Annotated in this window: 16 protein-coding genes; 10 read left to right on the top strand and 6 right to left on the bottom strand. The window is 60.4% G+C overall.

Annotated elements, in window-relative coordinates; all coding sequences use genetic code 11:
* Nucleotides 1–19: 19 nt before the first annotated feature.
* The 4 genes from HFO71_RS07910 (at nucleotide 20) to HFO71_RS07925 (ending at nucleotide 4,679) form a co-directional block, all read left to right on the top strand.
* A complete protein-coding gene (locus HFO71_RS07910) occupies nucleotides 20–1,579 on the top strand; it encodes a sugar ABC transporter ATP-binding protein (RefSeq protein WP_221987785.1) in 1,560 nt (519 codons plus the stop codon).
* Entirely contained in the window at nucleotides 1,576–2,580 is a 1,005-nt protein-coding gene (locus HFO71_RS07915; protein WP_132613084.1) for an ABC transporter permease, read from the top strand. Before HFO71_RS07910 ends, HFO71_RS07915 begins: the two co-directional genes overlap by 4 nt.
* Before the next feature lie 28 nt (nucleotides 2,581–2,608).
* Nucleotides 2,609–4,036, top strand: a complete 1,428-nt coding sequence (locus HFO71_RS07920) for an L-arabinose isomerase family protein (protein ID WP_221987786.1) — start codon at nucleotides 2,609–2,611, stop codon at nucleotides 4,034–4,036.
* Between the two features lie 373 nt (nucleotides 4,037–4,409).
* On the top strand, nucleotides 4,410–4,679 hold the full coding sequence (locus tag HFO71_RS07925) for a hypothetical protein (protein WP_025393102.1): 270 nt from the start codon (nucleotides 4,410–4,412) through the stop codon (nucleotides 4,677–4,679).
* A 9-nt stretch (nucleotides 4,680–4,688) separates the two neighbouring features.
* On the opposite strand, the gene HFO71_RS07930 is transcribed toward HFO71_RS07925, so the two are convergent.
* From HFO71_RS07930 to HFO71_RS07955, 6 genes are all read right to left on the bottom strand, one after another.
* Nucleotides 4,689–5,414, bottom strand: coding sequence for an SDR family oxidoreductase (locus HFO71_RS07930; protein WP_131642149.1), 726 nt, complete (start codon nucleotides 5,412–5,414; stop codon nucleotides 4,689–4,691).
* An 11-nt stretch (nucleotides 5,415–5,425) separates the two neighbouring features.
* Nucleotides 5,426–6,487, bottom strand: coding sequence for an ABC transporter ATP-binding protein (locus HFO71_RS07935; protein WP_131642148.1), 1,062 nt, complete (start codon nucleotides 6,485–6,487; stop codon nucleotides 5,426–5,428).
* Nucleotides 6,488–6,547: 60 nt separating this feature from the next.
* Nucleotides 6,548–6,754 (bottom strand): DUF2160 family membrane protein, encoded by a 207-nt coding sequence (locus HFO71_RS07940; protein WP_003545406.1) that lies wholly within the window; start codon nucleotides 6,752–6,754, stop codon nucleotides 6,548–6,550.
* 4 nt (nucleotides 6,755–6,758) lie between these two features.
* Nucleotides 6,759–7,595 carry a carbohydrate ABC transporter permease gene (locus tag HFO71_RS07945; RefSeq protein WP_017958929.1) on the bottom strand — a complete coding sequence of 279 codons (837 nt, stop codon included), beginning with the start codon at nucleotides 7,593–7,595 and terminating at the stop codon, nucleotides 6,759–6,761.
* A 4-nt stretch (nucleotides 7,596–7,599) separates the two neighbouring features.
* Nucleotides 7,600–8,475 (bottom strand): carbohydrate ABC transporter permease, encoded by an 876-nt coding sequence (locus tag HFO71_RS07950; RefSeq protein ID WP_017958930.1) that lies wholly within the window; start codon nucleotides 8,473–8,475, stop codon nucleotides 7,600–7,602.
* A gap of 97 nt (nucleotides 8,476–8,572) precedes the next feature.
* A complete protein-coding gene (locus HFO71_RS07955; RefSeq protein ID WP_131642147.1) occupies nucleotides 8,573–10,006 on the bottom strand; it encodes an extracellular solute-binding protein in 1,434 nt (477 codons plus the stop codon).
* Nucleotides 10,007–10,304: 298 nt separating this feature from the next.
* Here HFO71_RS07955 and HFO71_RS07960 point away from each other — a divergent pair, with 298 nt between their 5' ends.
* The 6 genes from HFO71_RS07960 to HFO71_RS07985 all read left to right on the top strand — a co-directional run bounded on the left by HFO71_RS07960 (nucleotide 10,305) and on the right by HFO71_RS07985 (nucleotide 16,292).
* Nucleotides 10,305–11,189 (top strand): sugar phosphate isomerase/epimerase family protein, encoded by an 885-nt coding sequence (locus tag HFO71_RS07960; RefSeq protein ID WP_017958932.1) that lies wholly within the window; start codon nucleotides 10,305–10,307, stop codon nucleotides 11,187–11,189.
* Nucleotides 11,190–11,251: 62 nt separating this feature from the next.
* Complete coding sequence (locus tag HFO71_RS07965) at nucleotides 11,252–12,466, top strand: ROK family transcriptional regulator (RefSeq protein ID WP_077977533.1); 1,215 nt, start codon at nucleotides 11,252–11,254, stop codon at nucleotides 12,464–12,466.
* A 30-nt stretch (nucleotides 12,467–12,496) separates the two neighbouring features.
* The gene (locus HFO71_RS07970; protein WP_131642146.1) at nucleotides 12,497–13,474 is read left to right on the top strand and encodes a tagatose kinase; all 978 of its coding nucleotides are present in this window, start codon (nucleotides 12,497–12,499) and stop codon (nucleotides 13,472–13,474) included.
* Nucleotides 13,474–14,751, top strand: a complete 1,278-nt coding sequence (locus HFO71_RS07975; RefSeq protein ID WP_168259475.1) for a D-tagatose-bisphosphate aldolase, class II, non-catalytic subunit — start codon at nucleotides 13,474–13,476, stop codon at nucleotides 14,749–14,751. The genes HFO71_RS07970 and HFO71_RS07975 overlap by 1 nt, the downstream gene beginning before the upstream one ends.
* Before the next feature lie 30 nt (nucleotides 14,752–14,781).
* Complete coding sequence (locus HFO71_RS07980) at nucleotides 14,782–15,507, top strand: SDR family oxidoreductase (RefSeq protein ID WP_003545418.1); 726 nt, start codon at nucleotides 14,782–14,784, stop codon at nucleotides 15,505–15,507.
* 11 nt (nucleotides 15,508–15,518) lie between these two features.
* A complete protein-coding gene (locus HFO71_RS07985) occupies nucleotides 15,519–16,292 on the top strand; it encodes an SDR family NAD(P)-dependent oxidoreductase (protein ID WP_221987787.1) in 774 nt (257 codons plus the stop codon).
* The last annotated feature ends 54 nt before the right edge of the window (nucleotides 16,293–16,346 follow it).

Below are 16,346 nucleotides of genomic sequence, written 5' to 3' on the forward strand. Positions count from 1 at the left end.
GGGGTCGGAGGCGATTCTGATGCAGACTGTATCGAGCACGGAGAACCGCGTGGCGCGGCTCCAAATCACCAACGTCACGAAGTCCTTCTCCGGCGTGCAGGTCCTGAAAAACGTCACCTGTTCGGCCGATGCTGGCGAGGTCGTGGCGCTGCTCGGGGCTAACGGTGCAGGCAAATCCACGCTGATGAAGATCCTGTCCGGCGTCTATTCCTGCGACGCCGGACAGATACAGATCGATGGGGCCGCAGTCGACATCACGTCGGCACGTGCGGCCATAGCATCGGGCATTCGCCTGATGCCGCAGGAACTGTCCGTGCATCCGGACTTGTCGGTCGCGGAGAACATCGCGTTGGGATCGATGCCCCAGCGCAAGATCGCCGGCATAAGTTTCGTCGACCGTGCCGCCATGCAGAGGCAGGCGACGACGCTGCTCGGCCGACTGAAGCTCGGTCATGTCTCTGCGAGCCGGAGAATGGGATCGCTATCGCTTCCGGAGCAGCGGATCGTCGAGATCGCCCGGGCATTGGCCGGCCAGGCTCGTATTCTGATCATGGATGAACCGACTGCTGCACTCGGAGAAGCAGATGCCGAAACCCTGTTCGGGGTGATCGACGCGCTTCGCGCCGACGGCGTCACGATCATCTATATCTCCCACTACCTCGACGAGGTGTTTCGCCTCTCCGACCGGATCGTCGTGTTGCGGGACGGCGAGGTGAGCGGCCAGTTCCAGACGAGCGCCACCAGTCACGAAGAGGTGCTGCGGGCGATGCTCGGAAGCGATCTCGGCGATCTTTTTCCGGCAAAGTCGCAATTCCTGCCGGACGAGACGATCCTGACTGTCGAAGGACTGTCGCTGCCAGGCTGGCTCAGCGACGTGTCCTTTTCGGTGCGCCGCGGCGAGGTCCTGGGTGCGTTCGGCCTGATCGGCTCCGGGATTGAGAAGGTCGGCAGAGCCATTTATGGGGCGGAGCCCAGGGCGAAGGTCCGTTCAATCCGGATGGGGACAGCCGAAACGGCGTTGTCGAACCCGCGGGCAAGCATTCGAAGCGGTATCGGTTTCGTTGCAGCCGAGCGCAAGCGGCAAGGCCTGATTGCCAACCTCACCGTCCGTACCAACACGACCCTTCCTTACCTCACGCGGTTTACGCGCTTCGGGCTCGTTGATGACAATCGGGAGCGGGTAATGTCGCAACACTGGATCCGCACCCTGCGCGTCAAGACGACGGGTCCGGAGCAGAAGATAAGACTCCTGTCCGGCGGCAACCAGCAGAAAGTGTGCCTGGTGCGATGGCTGCTCGGCGACCCCAAGCTGCTCATTCTCGAGGAACCGACCCGCGGGGTCGACCTCGGCGCTCGACGAGAGATTTATGAGGAGATCCGCCGGCTCGCAGCGAACGGATTGGGCATACTCCTCGTCTCATCGGACGCTGAGGAGGTCGCCGGTCTTGCCGACCGAGCGATCGTCTTCGAAGAAGGCCGGGCCGTGGCCACACTGGGAGCCAATGCATCGGCCGCCGAGCTGATGCAGGCGGCGGAGTCGCACTCCGTGTCTGCTGCGAACGAATTGGAGAAAGCATGAACAAGTCAAACTCGATCGTTGCGGGCGAACCCAAGCCGACCAGCCAACGCCAGTCGATGACGGAGATCCTTGCCAGACCGGTCGCCGGGATCGTGGTCCTGCTGGGCTTCTATGTCATCCTTCTCGCGGCTTTCGCTATGCTGTCGCCGTTCTTTCTGTCGGTGAGCAATCTTGCCAATATCGGCACGAACATGGCCTTTATCGGGCTCATGGCCGCAGCCGGAACGCCGCTGATCATAGGCGGTGGACTCGACCTGTCGGTGGCTGCCGTTGCCGGACTGGCCGGCGTCATCGTCGCATTGATGCATTCCAACGGGATCAATATCTGGGTTGGATGCCTGACAGCCTTGGTCATCGGCGCCGGGGTCGGAATTTTGAATGGCGTGATCGTCACCAAGCTGCGCCTCAATCCCCTGATTGTGACACTCGGGACGATGAGCATCTTCTCGGGCCTGTCGATGGTCATGACGGGTGGCTTGAGCAAGCCGCTTTTCGTGCCGGCCTTCAACTGGCTTGGTTCAGGTCGCATCTTTTTCGTGCCGTTTCCCGTCATCGTCATGCTGATCGTCTTTGCCGTCCTTTGGCTCGTGCTTGCCAAGACGCCGTTCGGACGGTTTGTGTACGCAACCGGCGGCAATCCCGAGGCCAGCAGCCTTCTCGGCGTGCCGGTCGAGCGCACCCAGATGATCCTCTACGTGATCTCGGGCATTTCAGGCGCTGCCGCTGGTATCATTCTTGCAGCAATGCTCGGCGCGGCAGCCCCGAATGCAGCAAGTCAGCATCTGCTGACGATCATCGCCGCGATCATTCTTGGAGGCACGAGCCTCTTTGGCGGGCGGGGAAGCGTCTGGGGTACGCTGATTGCGGTGCTGATCCTCGGAACTCTGAACAACGGCCTGACCCTCATGAACGTGTCCAGTTTTTGGCAGGATGTCACGCGCGGTGTCGTGTTGCTTCTGGCCGTGGGCCTCGACCAGCTTCGTGTCCGCCTGCAGGGCTGACCCCGCTATAATTCCAGGAGAAAATGGAATGTCTGATCGCCCTTTGAAGGCCGGCCTGTTCGGGATCGGTCTGGAGGCCTATTGGCCGCAGTTTGACGGCCTCGAAGCAAGGCTGCGCGGATATGTACATGTCGTCGCGTCCAAGCTGGAACGGCCTGGGGTCGAAGTCGTCAATCTTGGCCTCGTCGATACGCCGGAGAAGGCCGTCGATGCCGGCCATTTGTTTCGCCAGGCCGATGTCGATATCATTTTCCTTTACATCACCACCTACGCTCTATCGTCGACCGTCTTGCCGGTTGTTCGGCGTGCAAAGGTGCCGGTCATTATTTTGAATCTGCAGCCGGCTGGTGCGATCGATTACGCGTCCTTCAACGCACTCGGCAATAGGACTGCCATGACCGGCGAGTGGCTGGCGCACTGCGCTGCATGCCCGGTGCCCGAGATTGCCAATGTGTTCACTCGAGCGGGCATTCGGTTCCACCAAGTAACAGGCGTTCTCAACGATGACCCGTTTGTCGACAACGAGATCGAGGAGTGGATCGAGGCCGCACGGGTAGCCCAAGTCATGTCGCATAATCGCCTTGGCGTCATGGGGCGCTATTACAACGGCATGCTCGATATCTATTCCGATCTCACAGCTCAAAGCACGGCATTCGGGACACACATCGAAGTGGTGGAGATTGACGAACTAGCACGCCTCAGACGCGACGTTGGCGAGGCGGAAGTGGCGGCCTGCTTGGACAGAATCCGAACGGAATTCGACGTGCAGCCGGATTGCGATCCGGACGAACTGGCGCGGGCGGCAAGAACTGCTGTCGCGCTGCGCAAACTCGTCGACGCGAAGCGTCTCGGCTCGCTCGCCTATTATCATGAATCGGTGTCCGGGCATGAATACGAGGACGTCATCACGTCGGTAATCGTTGGTTGTTCGATGCTCACCGCCGAAGGCATACCCGTTGCTGGCGAATATGAGATCAAGAACGCGCAGGCCATGAAGATCATGGACAGCTTTGGCGCCGGAGGTTCCTTCACCGAATATTATGCAATGGATTTCGAAGCAGATGTGGTCCTGATGGGCCATGATGGCCCAGGCCATACCAAAATTGCAGAGGGTCGAACCAAGATCCGTCCTCTGGAGGTCTATCACGGTAAGGTCGGCGCCGGCGTTAGCGTCGAAATGTCGGTTAAGAATGGCCCGGTCACACTGCTCTCCGTGGTGGAGTGCGCCGGAAAAGTGAAGCTGTTGTGCGCCGAAGGACAATCGGTGCCCGGGCCGATCCTGGAAATTGGAAACACCAACAGCCGCTATCAATTTCCAATCGGGGCGCGCGCGTTCGTCGAGAATTGGAACGCCGAAGGACCGGCGCATCATTGCGCAGTCGGCGTCGGACACATTGGGAGCAGCATCGAAAAATTAGGAAAGCTGTTGGAGGTCGAATTCGTGAGAATTTGCTAATTGTCAAAATATTTCTCGATGCGGGAACTGCTTGACGAATAAAAAGCCAGTCGAAACGATCGCAGCTCCTCTACCCATCTTGCCGGCGTTGCTCTGGAGCCTCAAGGGGTGCGCCTGAGCCAGCGCGTTGAAGGCTCCCCGGGCATGAACACTTATCGCGCCGGTCGCGATAAATGTGGCCGCTTTCGTGTTTGGCGGCCGTAGTGGCATGCTGGTGGCAGCGCCTAACCCCGCAGCGAGGGCAAAAATCAGCTTGGCCGGCGCGATGCATGGCCGGGTCTCGACGGGGCGGTCGTGTCAACGGGTCTCATATCGTGATCGCCTGATGGGAACCGCGACTCCGCCCGTCCGTTACCATTGAGCAACGGAGGAAATGGACATGCGCAAGAAAAAAGCCATCGTCGAGGCGGCGCTCGAGTCCGAGTACGAGCGCCAGGCACTGGGGATCATGAATACGGAGCAAGCTTTGAAGCTTGAGGATTCCGACGGTCTTGTCTTCAGTCATCCGGATAAGGAGGCAGGAGTGACGGATCACTTCGTTGATCAAGATGAGCTGCGCCGGTTGGTGCGGCGGTCAACCTCGCCGGTTCCCGTATTGCAATCGCAGGATCGTACTACTCGGCAGGGCCGGACTGCACGTTAGTCCTGAACTTCAGGCAATCATGTAACCGCCGTCCACCGGCATCGATATGCCGTTCACCATGGCAGCCTGGTCGGACAGCAGGAAAAGAACAACCTCGGCAATGTCTACCGGCTCAGCGAAGCGTCCGACCGGAATTCGCTTCATCATCCCCGCGGCCTTTTCGGGATCGCTCCATGCCTTCACCGCCATTGGTGTCAACGTCACCGTCGGGTGGACGCCGTTCGCGCGGATGCCGTGAGGCGCGAGCTCTTTTGCCATGACCCGCGTCAAGCCATCCAATCCACCCTTGGACGCGCAATAAGCGGCGTGATCGGGGATGCCGACGAAGGATGCGACCGACGAGACATTGACGATGGCGCCTGGACGGCCTTCCTTGATCAGCGAACGGGCATATTCCTGGGCGACGATCATCGGAGCGCGCGTATTGACCGCGACAAGACGGTCGAATGCTTCGACGGTTGTCTCCAGGAACGGCTGAAGCTCGGTCGTGCCGGCGCAGTTGATAAGGAAATCTGCGGGAAGGGCAGCGATCGCCGCCTCTTTGGTCGCATCGGCATCCGCGAGATCGACCTGGATTGCCCGGCAGCCGAATTCCCCTCGCAGCGCTTCGACGTCGGCGCCGCTGCGGGTCAGGGCGACGACCTGCGCACCCCGTTCGACGAGCATCCTTACAATTTCACGTCCGATGCCTTTGCCGGCGCCGGTCACGATCACCGTCTTTCCTTTGAACTCCATGCGTCGTCCTCCTACAGTCTCTGGCCTGTTTCCCGATCGAAGATATGCGCACGTCGGGGATCTATGTGGAAGTACATCGTCCGTCCGGGATCGACCTCGATGCGCTCGCGGATCAGGGCGTCGATCGGCACGCCTCCCGTGCGACCGAAGATCAATGTCTCTGAACCCGTCGGCTCGAACACCGAGACTTCGACCGGAACGCCTTCTTCGCCGATCGTGATGTGCTCCGGTCGGATACCGTAGGTCACGGCTCGTCCTTCATCCGCATTTGTGTCCGCCAGCGGAAGAGTGATGCCCTGGTCGGTGACGACGATCTTCCTGCCGTCGCTTGTGGCTATGCGGCCCTGAAGGAAGTTCATCGATGGGCTGCCGATGAAGCCGGCGACGAAGAGGTTGACCGGGAAGTCGTAGAGATCAAGAGGCTTGCCGATCTGCTCGACCCTGCCGTCGCGCATCACCACGATCTTGTTGGCCATCGTCATCGCCTCGATCTGATCGTGCGTGACGTAGACGGTGGTGGTCTTCAGCCGCTGGTGAAGCTCCTTTATCTCGACGCGCATGGTGACGCGGAGTTTGGCGTCGAGGTTCGACAGCGGCTCGTCGAACAGGAAGACCTGTGGATCGCGGACGATGGCGCGGCCCATCGCCACGCGTTGACGCTGTCCGCCCGACAGTTGCTTCGGATAGCGGTCGAGATAACGTGTCAGGTCGAGGATCTCGGCTGCCCTGCCGACCTTCTCGGCGATCTCCGCCTTCGGTCGCTTGGCCATCTTTAGCGGAAAGCCCATATTCTCGGCGACCGTCTTATGGGGATAGAGCGCGTAGCTCTGAAACACCATCGCGATGTCACGCTCCTTCGGGGGAGCATTGGTGACGACACGGCTGCCGATCCGGATATCTCCGCTGCTGACCGTCTCCAGCCCGGCGATCATCCGGAGCAGGGTGGATTTGCCGCAGCCGGATGGACCGACCAGCACGACGAATTCGCCGTCCTCGATGTCGACGCTGACGCCATGCATGACCTGAAGAGAGCCATATTTCTTGGTGACGTCGCTAACCTGTACGTTTGCCAATGTCGTTCCCCCTAAAGCAGCACGATTTGTGACTTGATGTCGTTGACGGAATTCATCGCCTCATCCCTTCCAGACGATATAGGCGCCAAGGACTGCCGAGATTGCCGCCGCGAACCATACGGAAAGCCCGAACGGCTCGATGAACCGCATCCAAAACAGGGAGAGCGCGACCCAGATCACGATCGAGATGAAGAGCCGGTCGAACCAGTTCGTTTCGATTGGCAGGAAGCCTGGCTTGGGTTCGTTATTTTCTGATTGAGACGTCATCGCTTCATCCTTTCACGGCACCGAAGGTCAGGCCGGCGACGATGTGACGCTGGACAACCGAAAAGACGATGAGCGCCGGAACCAATGTCAGCATCGAGATCGCGGCCATGATGCCCCAGGCCGTCCCCGTCGTCGTCACATATTCCGACAGGCCGGTGGTGAGTGTCCGCGCATGGAAGTTGGTGAGCGTCGCCGCCAGCAGATATTCGTTCCACGCAAACACCCAGGTTAGGATCAGCGTCACCGCAAGTCCGGGCCGTGCCAAAGGAAAGATGATATCATAGAGCACGGTCCATGGGCTCGCGCCGTCCATATAGGCCGCCTCGTCCAATTCCTTCGGAATGCCTTCCACGGTCGGGCGCAGCGTCCAGATCGCGAAGGGAAGGTTGAAGGAGCAATAGACCAGGATCATGCCCAACTTGGAATCGGCGAGCGAGAAGTCGCCGATCCTGTAGACCTGCGTCAAAAGCAGGAAAAGCGGCAGGAGGAAAACCGCCGGCGGCGCCATGCGGTTGGTGATCGTCCAGAAGAAGATGCTTTCCTTGCCGGCGAGGTCGAAGCGCGTCAGGGCGTAGCAGGCAAGGAAGCCGAGCGTGGTGACGAGCAGCGCGTTGCCCGACGAAATGATCAGCGAGTTGAGCATGTATCCGCGCAAGGTCGGATTGGTCAGCACGTCCTGGTAATTCTTCCAGAAGAAGCTCCGGAGAATGACATCGGGCGTCGAAAACAGGTCGAACGGCTGTTTCACCGATATGACGAAGAGCCAGTAGATCGGGAAAAGGGTGACGAAGCTTATCAAGGTCCAGAGGACGACCGGAAGCCAGGGAAAACGGGTCTTCATCGCTTCAACCTCTCTTCACGCGGGGTGCAATCAGGCCGACATAGAGCAGCCAGCAGACGACGATGGTGAGATAGAGGACGATGACGGAGATCGCCGAACCGTAGCCGTAATTCGTCTTGGGAAAGACTTCCCTGAAGATATGGACGCCGATGTAGCGCGTCGATGAGCCCGGGCCGCCGCCGGTCAGCATCAGGACTTCGTCGACGGTGCGCAGTGCGTCCATCAGCCTGATGAACACCGTGGCGAGCAGGGCCGGGCGGATCAGGGGCAGCGTTATGTGCCAGAAGATCTGGCTCTTGCCGGCGCCGTCGATCTGCGCCTGCTCGAACGGGTCTGATGGAAGCGAGACGAGTGCGGCGATCAGCGAGAGGGTGACGAGCGGCGTCCAGTGCCAGATATCCATGATGACAGTGACGGTGAAGGCCGCAACGGCGCTCTGGCCGATATTCAGATCGTAGCCGAACCAGCTCCTCAGAAGATAGGGAATGATGCCGATGGACGGGGTGGTCATCAGCTTCCAGACCGAGCCGACGATGATCGGCGCCATGATCAGCGGCAGAGTATGGATCGTGCGAAACACCGCTTTTCCGGGAAAGTCCTTGAGCAGCGCCTGGGCGAGGATATAGCCGAGGACCAGTTCCGACACGACCGCGAAGAAAACGAATGCCAGGGTGATGCCGAGCGATGCCAGGAATTGCGGGTCGAAGACGAGCCGCCGATAGTTCTCAGCCCAGTTGAAGATCATGCCCGGATTGGCCGCGAACGGGTTCCATGAATGGAAAGAGACCCAGAGGACGTAGATGAACGGAAAGATCCCGAACAGTCCGAGGATCACTATGGTCGGTGACAGCAACAGCCACCCGAGCTTCTGCGAATGCATCGCCTACCCCCCATTGAACACTATGTGGATGTCCGGCCCATCTGGGAACGGAAGATGACGGGTCGTCGGAACGACCCGTCAAGTTGGGGAGGATGTTTTATTTGCGATAGCCGAGCGAGGTGAGCTCTTCTTCGGCTTTGGCCGCCATCTGGTCGAGGCCTTCATCAGGCCCGATGTTGCCGGTCAGGATGTCGTAGAAGATAGGAGCGGTCGCTTCACGCACCTGAGCGTGGAAGGGGTAGGGGGGAGCGCCGGCGAAGAGCTTGCCGTCGTCCTTCAGCATCGTGTAGAAGCCGCCGAGCTTGGCGTCCATCTCCTTCACCTTCGGATCGTCGAACGTCGCCGCATTGGTGATGCGCGGTGCGGCGATGGCCCAATCGGGCTGCACTTCGTTCTGGCCGATGAATTCGAGGAACAGCAGTGACGCTTCCTTGTTCTTGGACGTGACCGGCACGCCGAAGGCACCGCCATCGTAATAGCCGATATAGCCCTTTCCGGCTTTCGCGTCGTCCAGCACGCCCGGCTCGAGCGGCGGCAGAGCGAAACCGACCTGGCCGACCACCTTCGACTGCGCCGGATCGCTTGCGATCCACGCGGCATTCTCACCGTAGATCAGTCCCTGGGCGACACGGCCCGCGGCGAAGGTCGTTGCGGTTTCCGTCCAGGTTGACTGCGTCGATTCCGGAGGAGCGATGTCGCGCAGGTGCAGCCAGTACTTCAACGCCGCCTTCGCCTTGTCGCTGTTCATCGCGCCGCCATGTTCGACCGTCGCCGCATAGTTGTTCTTGGCGTCGATGCCCCAATTGTAGACGCCGAAGGTCGGCACGATGGACTCGAAGAATTCATACCAGGACGCCGGATGGCCTGTATGTGCCTGAGCCGTCGTGCCCCAGAGCTCCATGCCGTTGTCCTTGCCGTACTTCGTGAAGAAGTCGGCGATCTCGGTATATTCCGCGTGTGTGGTCGCCGGCTTCAGGTCCTTGCCTGTTTCCTTCTTGAAGGCTTCCTTGATCTTCGGATCGTCGAAGAGGTCCTTGCGATAGAGATACGCCTTCAGGAAGGCTTCCATCGGAACGCCGAAGAGATCGCCGCTCGAGTCCTTGAAGTAGTCGGCAAAGCTGGTGAAATTGGCGTCGTCGTAGGTCGGCGCCTTCAGATCCGGCTGGTCTTTCAGCGTCTTCGTGATGTCGACGAGGAAATTCCTGGCCAGATAGGAGTAGATGATGTCCTGCTCGATATAGACCATGTCATAGATGCCGGTCTTGGCTTCCATGTCCTTGATGGCCTTGTCATACATCTGATCCCAGGACGTCGTCTCGATGTCGACCTTGATGCCGGTCTTTTTTTCGAATTCCGGAGCGAGCACGGTCCTGATGTAGTTCGATGGCGGGGTGCTCTCGGTGACGCCGTGCAGTGTCACGCCCTTGAATTTGGCGCCGGCGTCGGACCAGAAGTCAGCCCAGGCCGGCGAAGCAGTCGTGGCGAGGCCGAGCGTCAGCGCAAGCGCGCTGGCCTTCAAAGCATAATTCATTTTCAATCCTCCCAAAGTGCAGCGAGATCATTTCGCCGGTCCTTTGTGTAGGCCAAAAAAACTGGCGACGCAACATTTGTTGTTTAACCATGCAAATCGTTGATCTATCCCATTGATTTTTGCAGAAACTAATTTCCGGCGGAGGGTGTGATGCAAATCGCAAGAAGTGTAATATATTGCATTGCAAGGTAATTTCGCAAAGCAGCACAAAAATTGCCGTTAAAATTATTTGTTGTCTTGCCAAACTAAATGGCATAGCACTGTCCACAGCCAAAGGCATTTTTTGGAGGAAAAGGCTATGCGTCGATTGGGTATCCATTCATTTGTATGGACAGGCGGCCAAACGCAGGAAGGGCTGGAGATGGCCCTGAACAAGACGGCCGAACACGGATATCGCACCATCGAATTTGCCTATCTGCGCCCCGAGAAATTCAATCTCGATCGACTTGCAAAGCTTGCGCAGTCGCTTGACGTCGAGATTGGCGTGACGATGGGTCTGCCGCTCGACAGGGACGTATCGAGCGAGGACGCTTCTGCCGTGTCTGCCGGCAAGCAGACGCTGGCCGACGCCGTTCGTGCGGTCCGTGATATCGGCGGCAACAAGCTGGGTGGAATTCTCTATTCCGCGCACACCAAGTACAATCGCCAGCCGACGAAGAGGGGCTGGGACAACAGCGTCGCCGCGATCGCCGCGACAGCCGAAGTCGCGAGACAAGCGAACGTCGACCTCGTCCTGGAAATTGTCAACCGGTTCGAGACCAACCTGCTGAATACGGCGGCGCAGGGGCTGAAGTTCATCGCCGAGACCGGATCGGAGCATGTCCGTCTCCACCTCGACACGTTCCATATGAATATCGAGGAAGCCAATCCGGCCGCGGCGATCCGCCTGGCCGGCGACAAGATCGGTTACTTCCACATCGGCGAGAGTAACCGCGGTTATCTCGGCGACGGCGTCATCAACTTCGATCTGATCTTCGACGCTCTGCTCGACATCGACTACAAGCGCGACATCGTGTTCGAAAGCTTCTCGACGACGGTCGTGGACGAAGGCCTGTCGCTCGCCTGCGCGATCTGGCGCGACACCTGGGAGGATAATGATCCGCTCGCGGCGCACGCGAAGCGCTACATCGAGCTGAAATATGACGAGGCCAAGCGCCGCCGCGCCACAAACGCGCGGCCCTGATTATCCCTCTGACAGCCTGTTCCAGTCGTGTAAGGGTTGGGCCGACTGAAGGGAATTGAAATATGAACGACACCGTCTCCATCGGAAGTTCGCCGCGCAGGATCCGGCAGAATAATATCGTCGCCGCCTTGCAGACGATCTATGCCCACCGAAGCCTCAGCCGGGCGGATCTCGCCCGGAAGCTCGGGATGAATCGCTCGTCCTCGGGAGAGATCGTCGCCGAACTCACGGAAGGCGGGTTCGTTCAGGAGTCGGACGAGAGCGGCAAGCAGCGCCTGGAACATTCCCGTGCCGGGCGCCCGGGCATCATGCTCGAACTTGTGCCCGATGCCGCATTCTTCGTCGGGATAGAGATTGGCGTCGAGCATATATCGGCTGCAGTTGTCGATCTCTCCGCTGAAGTCCGGGCATGTCGGAAAATCGCGTTCGACACGCCGTCGTCGACCGTGGAGGAGGCCGTGGCGCAGGGCGTCGAGCTGATCATAGGCGCAATGGCGAAGGGGATGATCGGACGGTGCAAGGGTCTCGGCATATCGGCGCCGGCCCACATCCGGCCGGACGGAATCGTCACCCTCGCACCCATCATCGGCTGGCGGGAGGTGTCGTTGAAGGAGGTTGGGCGGTCTGCTTTCCCGGCCACCGTCCCGATCGCGGTTGAAAACGACGCCAACGCCTTTGCGATCGGCGACAGCTATCGTCACGGCGTCTCAGGCGTGACCCTGTTCCTGCTGATGGAAACCGGCGTCGGCGGCGGCATCATGATCGATGGCAAACTGTTCCGGGGCGGCCACGGCCTGGCGGGAGAAATCGGCCACACTCTGGTGCCGGGAAGCGGCGGTCAGAAGTTTGAGCAGCTGATCGGTCGCGAAGTGCTGATCAGGCAGTATCGCGAGGCTATTGGACGTAAGCACGTCGATCTGCAGGAGTTCCTTGGCGACGTTCATGATCGCGTCCCGGCCGCGGTCAATATCGCCGAAACCTGGTCGCGCCATCTCGCTTACGCATTGCTGCAGGCCTGTCGTTTGCTCGACCCCGACAGGATCGTGCTGGGTGGCTCCGTGGCATCCCTCTACCCGATGGTGGCCGCCCGCGTGGCGGTCCACATGTCGGAGGGCCAGAGTATACCTTTCCCCACGCCTGACATCGTCGTGGACGATGATGCGGAGTTCGGTTCCGCCTTCGGGGCGGCGTGCATGTTGCACCAGCGCTTTCTGTCATTGGAGAGCGAGGAATTCGGCGGCGAGGACGGTGCGCCGATCCAGTCGGCGACGAGTTGACGACAAGAACGATCGAAAGCAGGATTGCAAATGACTTCAGTACTGGCTCCGGACCCGCTTGGTCCCACCGTTTGCGTAGGGGAGATCCTCGTCGAGATCGTCGCCACGACGGTCGGAGACGGGTTTCTCGAAGCCCAGCCGCTCGTCGGTCCGTTCGCGAGCGGAGCGCCGGCGATCTTCATCTCCCAATGCGGCCGCCTCGGCGGTAAGGCCGCAATGGTCGGCGCCGTCGGCGATGACGATTTCGGTCGTGTCAATACCGATCGCCTCAAACGCGACGGCGTCGATGTTTCGACGATCTCGATCGATCCGGACTATCCCACGGGAAGCGCTTTCGTTCGCTACCGCAAGGATGGCTCCCGGGATTTCGTCTACAACATCGCCACATCAGCAGCTGCGCGCTTCGGCTGGTCTCAAACGGTCGGCGATCTCATCCATCGGAGCGGGCATCTTCACGTGATGGGTTCCGCGCTGTCGGTCCCCAGTGCGCGTGAGGTGATCGACAAGGCGGTCGACATCGTCAAGGCACGCGGGGGAACGCTCTCGGTAGATCCGAACATTCGCAAGGAATTGAAGCTGGATGAGAATACCGAGCGCCGCTTTTCCAAGCTTGTCGCTGCCGCCGATCTGCTTCTGCCGTCCGGAGAGGAGCTTGAGCGTGCCGCAGGTGTCGAAGGGGAGGCAGACGCGATCCGCCGCTTGTTCGAGGTGGGCGTCAAAGAGATCGTGCTGAAGCGCGGAGCCGAAGGCGCGACCTATTTCGGCAGAGACGGAGACCGCATCGACGCTCCGGCATTTGTCGTTCAAGAGGTCGACCCCACCGGCGCCGGCGACTGCTTCGGGGGTGCCTATCTCACCTGCCGGCGGCTCGGAATGTCTCCGCAGCAAGCTCTGACCTATGCCTCCGCCGCCGGCGCCCGCAACGTGACGGTCCTCGGTCCGATGGAAGGTGCCGGCACTCAGCAAGAACTCGACGCGTTTATCGCTTCAACGGAAAGGCGCCCGTGATGCAGGTGCATCTCAACGAACTGGCCAGGCTGAGGATCGAAGGCCACCCCAGAGGCGTGACCTCCGTATGCTCGGCCCATCCCATCGTGCTTCGAGCAGCACTCCGACACGGGCGGCAACAGGCAAGCACCGTCCTGATCGAAGCGACCTGCAACCAGGTCAACCACCTCGGCGGCTACACCGGGATGACGCCAAGCGACTTCGCGTCCCTCGTCCGCAAAATAGCAGTCGAGGAGGGGTGCCCCGAAAATCTGATCGTTCTCGGTGGCGATCACCTCGGCCCCAATCCTTGGCGCGACCGCCCGGCCGAAGAGGCCATGGCCGAGGCGGAGAAGATGGTTTCCGCCTATGTCGAGGCAGGGTTTCGCAAGCTTCACCTCGACGCCTCGATGGGCTGCAGGGGCGAGCCGGCGGCGCTCGACGACGAAACCACCGCCCATCGCGCCGCCCGGCTTGCGGCGGTCGCCGAGGCGTCGGCGAAGAAGAGCGGCGGCGCAATGCCGGTTTATGTCATCGGCACCGAAGTGCCACCGCCGGGTGGAGCCGACCACGCCCTGACAACGATCGAACCGACGGCGGCCGCAGCGGCGCTGAAGACGATCGGAGTCCACCGCCGGATCTTTGCGGAGGCCGGACTCGGGCAAGCGTTTGGACGGGCCATCGGTCTGGTCGTTCAGCCGGGCGTCGAGTTCGGCAATCAGAATGTCATCCATTATGATCGCAGCAAGATAGACGCGCTGAAATCGGTGCTCACCGAGGAGCCGCAGTTCGTCTTCGAGGCGCACTCGACGGATTATCAGGGAACCCGGCCCTTGACCGCGCTGGTGGAGGACGGCTTTCCCATTTTGAAGGTCGGTCCCGAGCTGACCTTCGTCCTGCGCGAGGCGCTCTACGCACTGGATGCGATCGCCTCTGACCTCTTGCCCGATTACGGCCAGCGTCCGCTCTATGTGGCGATGGAGGCGCTGATGCTCGATCAGCCGGGCAACTGGAGCCGCCACTACCACGGCACGAACGCCGAGATGCGCTGGTTGCGGCACTATTCGCTGTCTGACCGCATTCGCTATTATTGGGCGTCGGCTGAAGCCCAAGATGCCGTCCGGCAGCTATGTGAGGCGCTTCGAGGGCAAATCGTACCGCTGCCCTTGTTTTGGCAGCACATGCCGGCCGCACAGGAATTCGCAGATGCGCCGCTCGATCCGGAACAGGTTTTGATCTGGAGGGTGACGAAGAGTCTTGCAGACTATCACGCCGCCTGCGGCGTCGGGAATAAATAGCAATCAGAATCAAGACAGGAGGAAAAATCGATGACGGAATTGAATGGGAAGATCGCGGCGGTCACGGGTGCTGCGTCCGGAATAGGGCTCGCTTCGACGGAGGCAATGCTCGCAGCTGGCGCGACGGTCGTGCTGGTGGACCGCGATGAGAAGGCCCTTGAGACGGTTTGTGCCCGGCTTGGCGAGCGCGCTATTCCGCTGGTGCTCAACTTGCTGGATCCGCACCAGTGCGCGGGATTGCTCGAGGGCATCCTGTCGAAGACGGGCAAGCTCGATATCCTGCATGCCAATGCAGGCACCTATATCGGCGGCGACCTGATGGAGACCGATCTCGATACCATCGATCGGATGCTCAATCTCAACGTCAATGTCGTCATCAAGAACGTTCGAAACGTCATTCCGCACATGATCGAACGCGGCACCGGCGACATTGTCGTCACCAGTTCCGTCGCCGGACACTCGGCGATTCCATGGGAACCGGTTTATTCGTCGTCGAAATGGGCGATGACGTGTTTTGTCCAGACGATGCGGCGCCAGCTTCTGAAAAGTGGCATTCGTGTGGGATCGGTTTCTCCAGGGCCGGTGATCAGCGCTTTGCTTGCGGATTGGCCGGAGGAAAACCTTCGCAAGGCCAAGGAGGCCGGAGCCTTGATCGAGCCCAAGGAAGTCGCCGACGCGATCATCTTCATGCTGACCCGGCCGCGCAACGTCACCATCCGCGATATCGTCGTGCTGCCAAGCGCCTTTGACATTTGAGGAGACGTGAGATGAGCTACCAGCAGAAATTTCGCCTCGACGGCGAACGGGCGGTGATCACCGGAGGAGGGCGCGCAATTGGGCTCTGCTGCGCCGAGGCGCTGGCGGAGGCGGGCGCCGCCGTCGTCGTCATCGAACGCAGCGAGGCCGACGCTGAGCAAGCGCTTGCGCTGCGCGACCGAGGCTACGACATCGAAGTCCGGGTCGGCGACGTCACCGACGCGGCCCGAATGGACGCAATCGCAACCGAGCTTGCCGTTGGCGGGCGGCCGGCGACCATCCTGGTGAACAATGCCGGAATTGGCCAAAGCGGCATCCCGGCGCAGGATCTCACCGACGCCGATTGGCTGCGCATGATGGACGTCAATCTCAACGGCGTCTTCTGGTGCTCGCGCGCCTTCGGTCGTTCCATGATTTCGATGAAACGCGGCGCCATCGTCAACCTCGGCTCGATGTCGGGGCACATCTGCAACCGGCCCCAGCCTCAGACGGCCTATAACGTCTCCAAGGCGGCGGTCCATCACCTCACGCGTTCGTTGGCCGCCGAGTGGGCGCATCATGGCATCAGGGTAAACGCCGTCGCGCCTACCTACATCGAAACGCCGATGGTGGTGGCCGTCGAAGCCAATCGGGAGCGTATCCCGCTCTGGCTCGCCGACACGCCGATGGGAAGAATGGGAACGCCGGAGGAGGTTGCCAGCGCGGTCCTCTTCCTTGCATCAGGCGCCGCCAGCCTCATGACCGGGGCGATCGTCAACGTCGATGCAGGGTTCACCTGCTGGTAGTCGGTCCCGGACGAGGTGCGAGCGGCACCTCGTCCACACCTGGAAACCAAGTAT

This window comes from Rhizobium laguerreae, assembly GCF_019778565.1.
GTDB classification, from domain to species: domain Bacteria; phylum Pseudomonadota; class Alphaproteobacteria; order Rhizobiales; family Rhizobiaceae; genus Rhizobium; species Rhizobium laguerreae.

Coding starts and splice junctions, on each gene's coding strand:
- HFO71_RS07980 (WP_003545418.1), top strand. CDS start 14,782: ATGACGGAATTGAATGGGAAGATCGCGGCGGTCACGGGTGCTGCGTCC.
- HFO71_RS07930 (WP_131642149.1), bottom strand. CDS start 5,414: ATGGAGTTCAAAGGAAAGACGGTGATCGTGACCGGCGCCGGCAAAGGC.
- HFO71_RS07960 (WP_017958932.1), top strand. CDS start 10,305: ATGCGTCGATTGGGTATCCATTCATTTGTATGGACAGGCGGCCAAACG.
- HFO71_RS07925 (WP_025393102.1), top strand. CDS start 4,410: ATGGACATGCGCAAGAAAAAAGCCATCGTCGAGGCGGCGCTCGAGTCC.
- HFO71_RS07985 (WP_221987787.1), top strand. CDS start 15,519: ATGAGCTACCAGCAGAAATTTCGCCTCGACGGCGAACGGGCGGTGATC.
- HFO71_RS07955 (WP_131642147.1), bottom strand. CDS start 10,006: ATGAATTATGCTTTGAAGGCCAGCGCGCTTGCGCTGACGCTCGGCCTC.
- HFO71_RS07915 (WP_132613084.1), top strand. CDS start 1,576: ATGAACAAGTCAAACTCGATCGTTGCGGGCGAACCCAAGCCGACCAGC.
- HFO71_RS07965 (WP_077977533.1), top strand. CDS start 11,252: ATGAACGACACCGTCTCCATCGGAAGTTCGCCGCGCAGGATCCGGCAG.
- HFO71_RS07975 (WP_168259475.1), top strand. CDS start 13,474: ATGCAGGTGCATCTCAACGAACTGGCCAGGCTGAGGATCGAAGGCCAC.
- HFO71_RS07940 (WP_003545406.1), bottom strand. CDS start 6,754: ATGACGTCTCAATCAGAAAATAACGAACCCAAGCCAGGCTTCCTGCCA.
- HFO71_RS07970 (WP_131642146.1), top strand. CDS start 12,497: ATGACTTCAGTACTGGCTCCGGACCCGCTTGGTCCCACCGTTTGCGTA.
- HFO71_RS07950 (WP_017958930.1), bottom strand. CDS start 8,475: ATGCATTCGCAGAAGCTCGGGTGGCTGTTGCTGTCACCGACCATAGTG.
- HFO71_RS07920 (WP_221987786.1), top strand. CDS start 2,609: ATGTCTGATCGCCCTTTGAAGGCCGGCCTGTTCGGGATCGGTCTGGAG.
- HFO71_RS07945 (WP_017958929.1), bottom strand. CDS start 7,595: ATGAAGACCCGTTTTCCCTGGCTTCCGGTCGTCCTCTGGACCTTGATA.
- HFO71_RS07910 (WP_221987785.1), top strand. CDS start 20: ATGCAGACTGTATCGAGCACGGAGAACCGCGTGGCGCGGCTCCAAATC.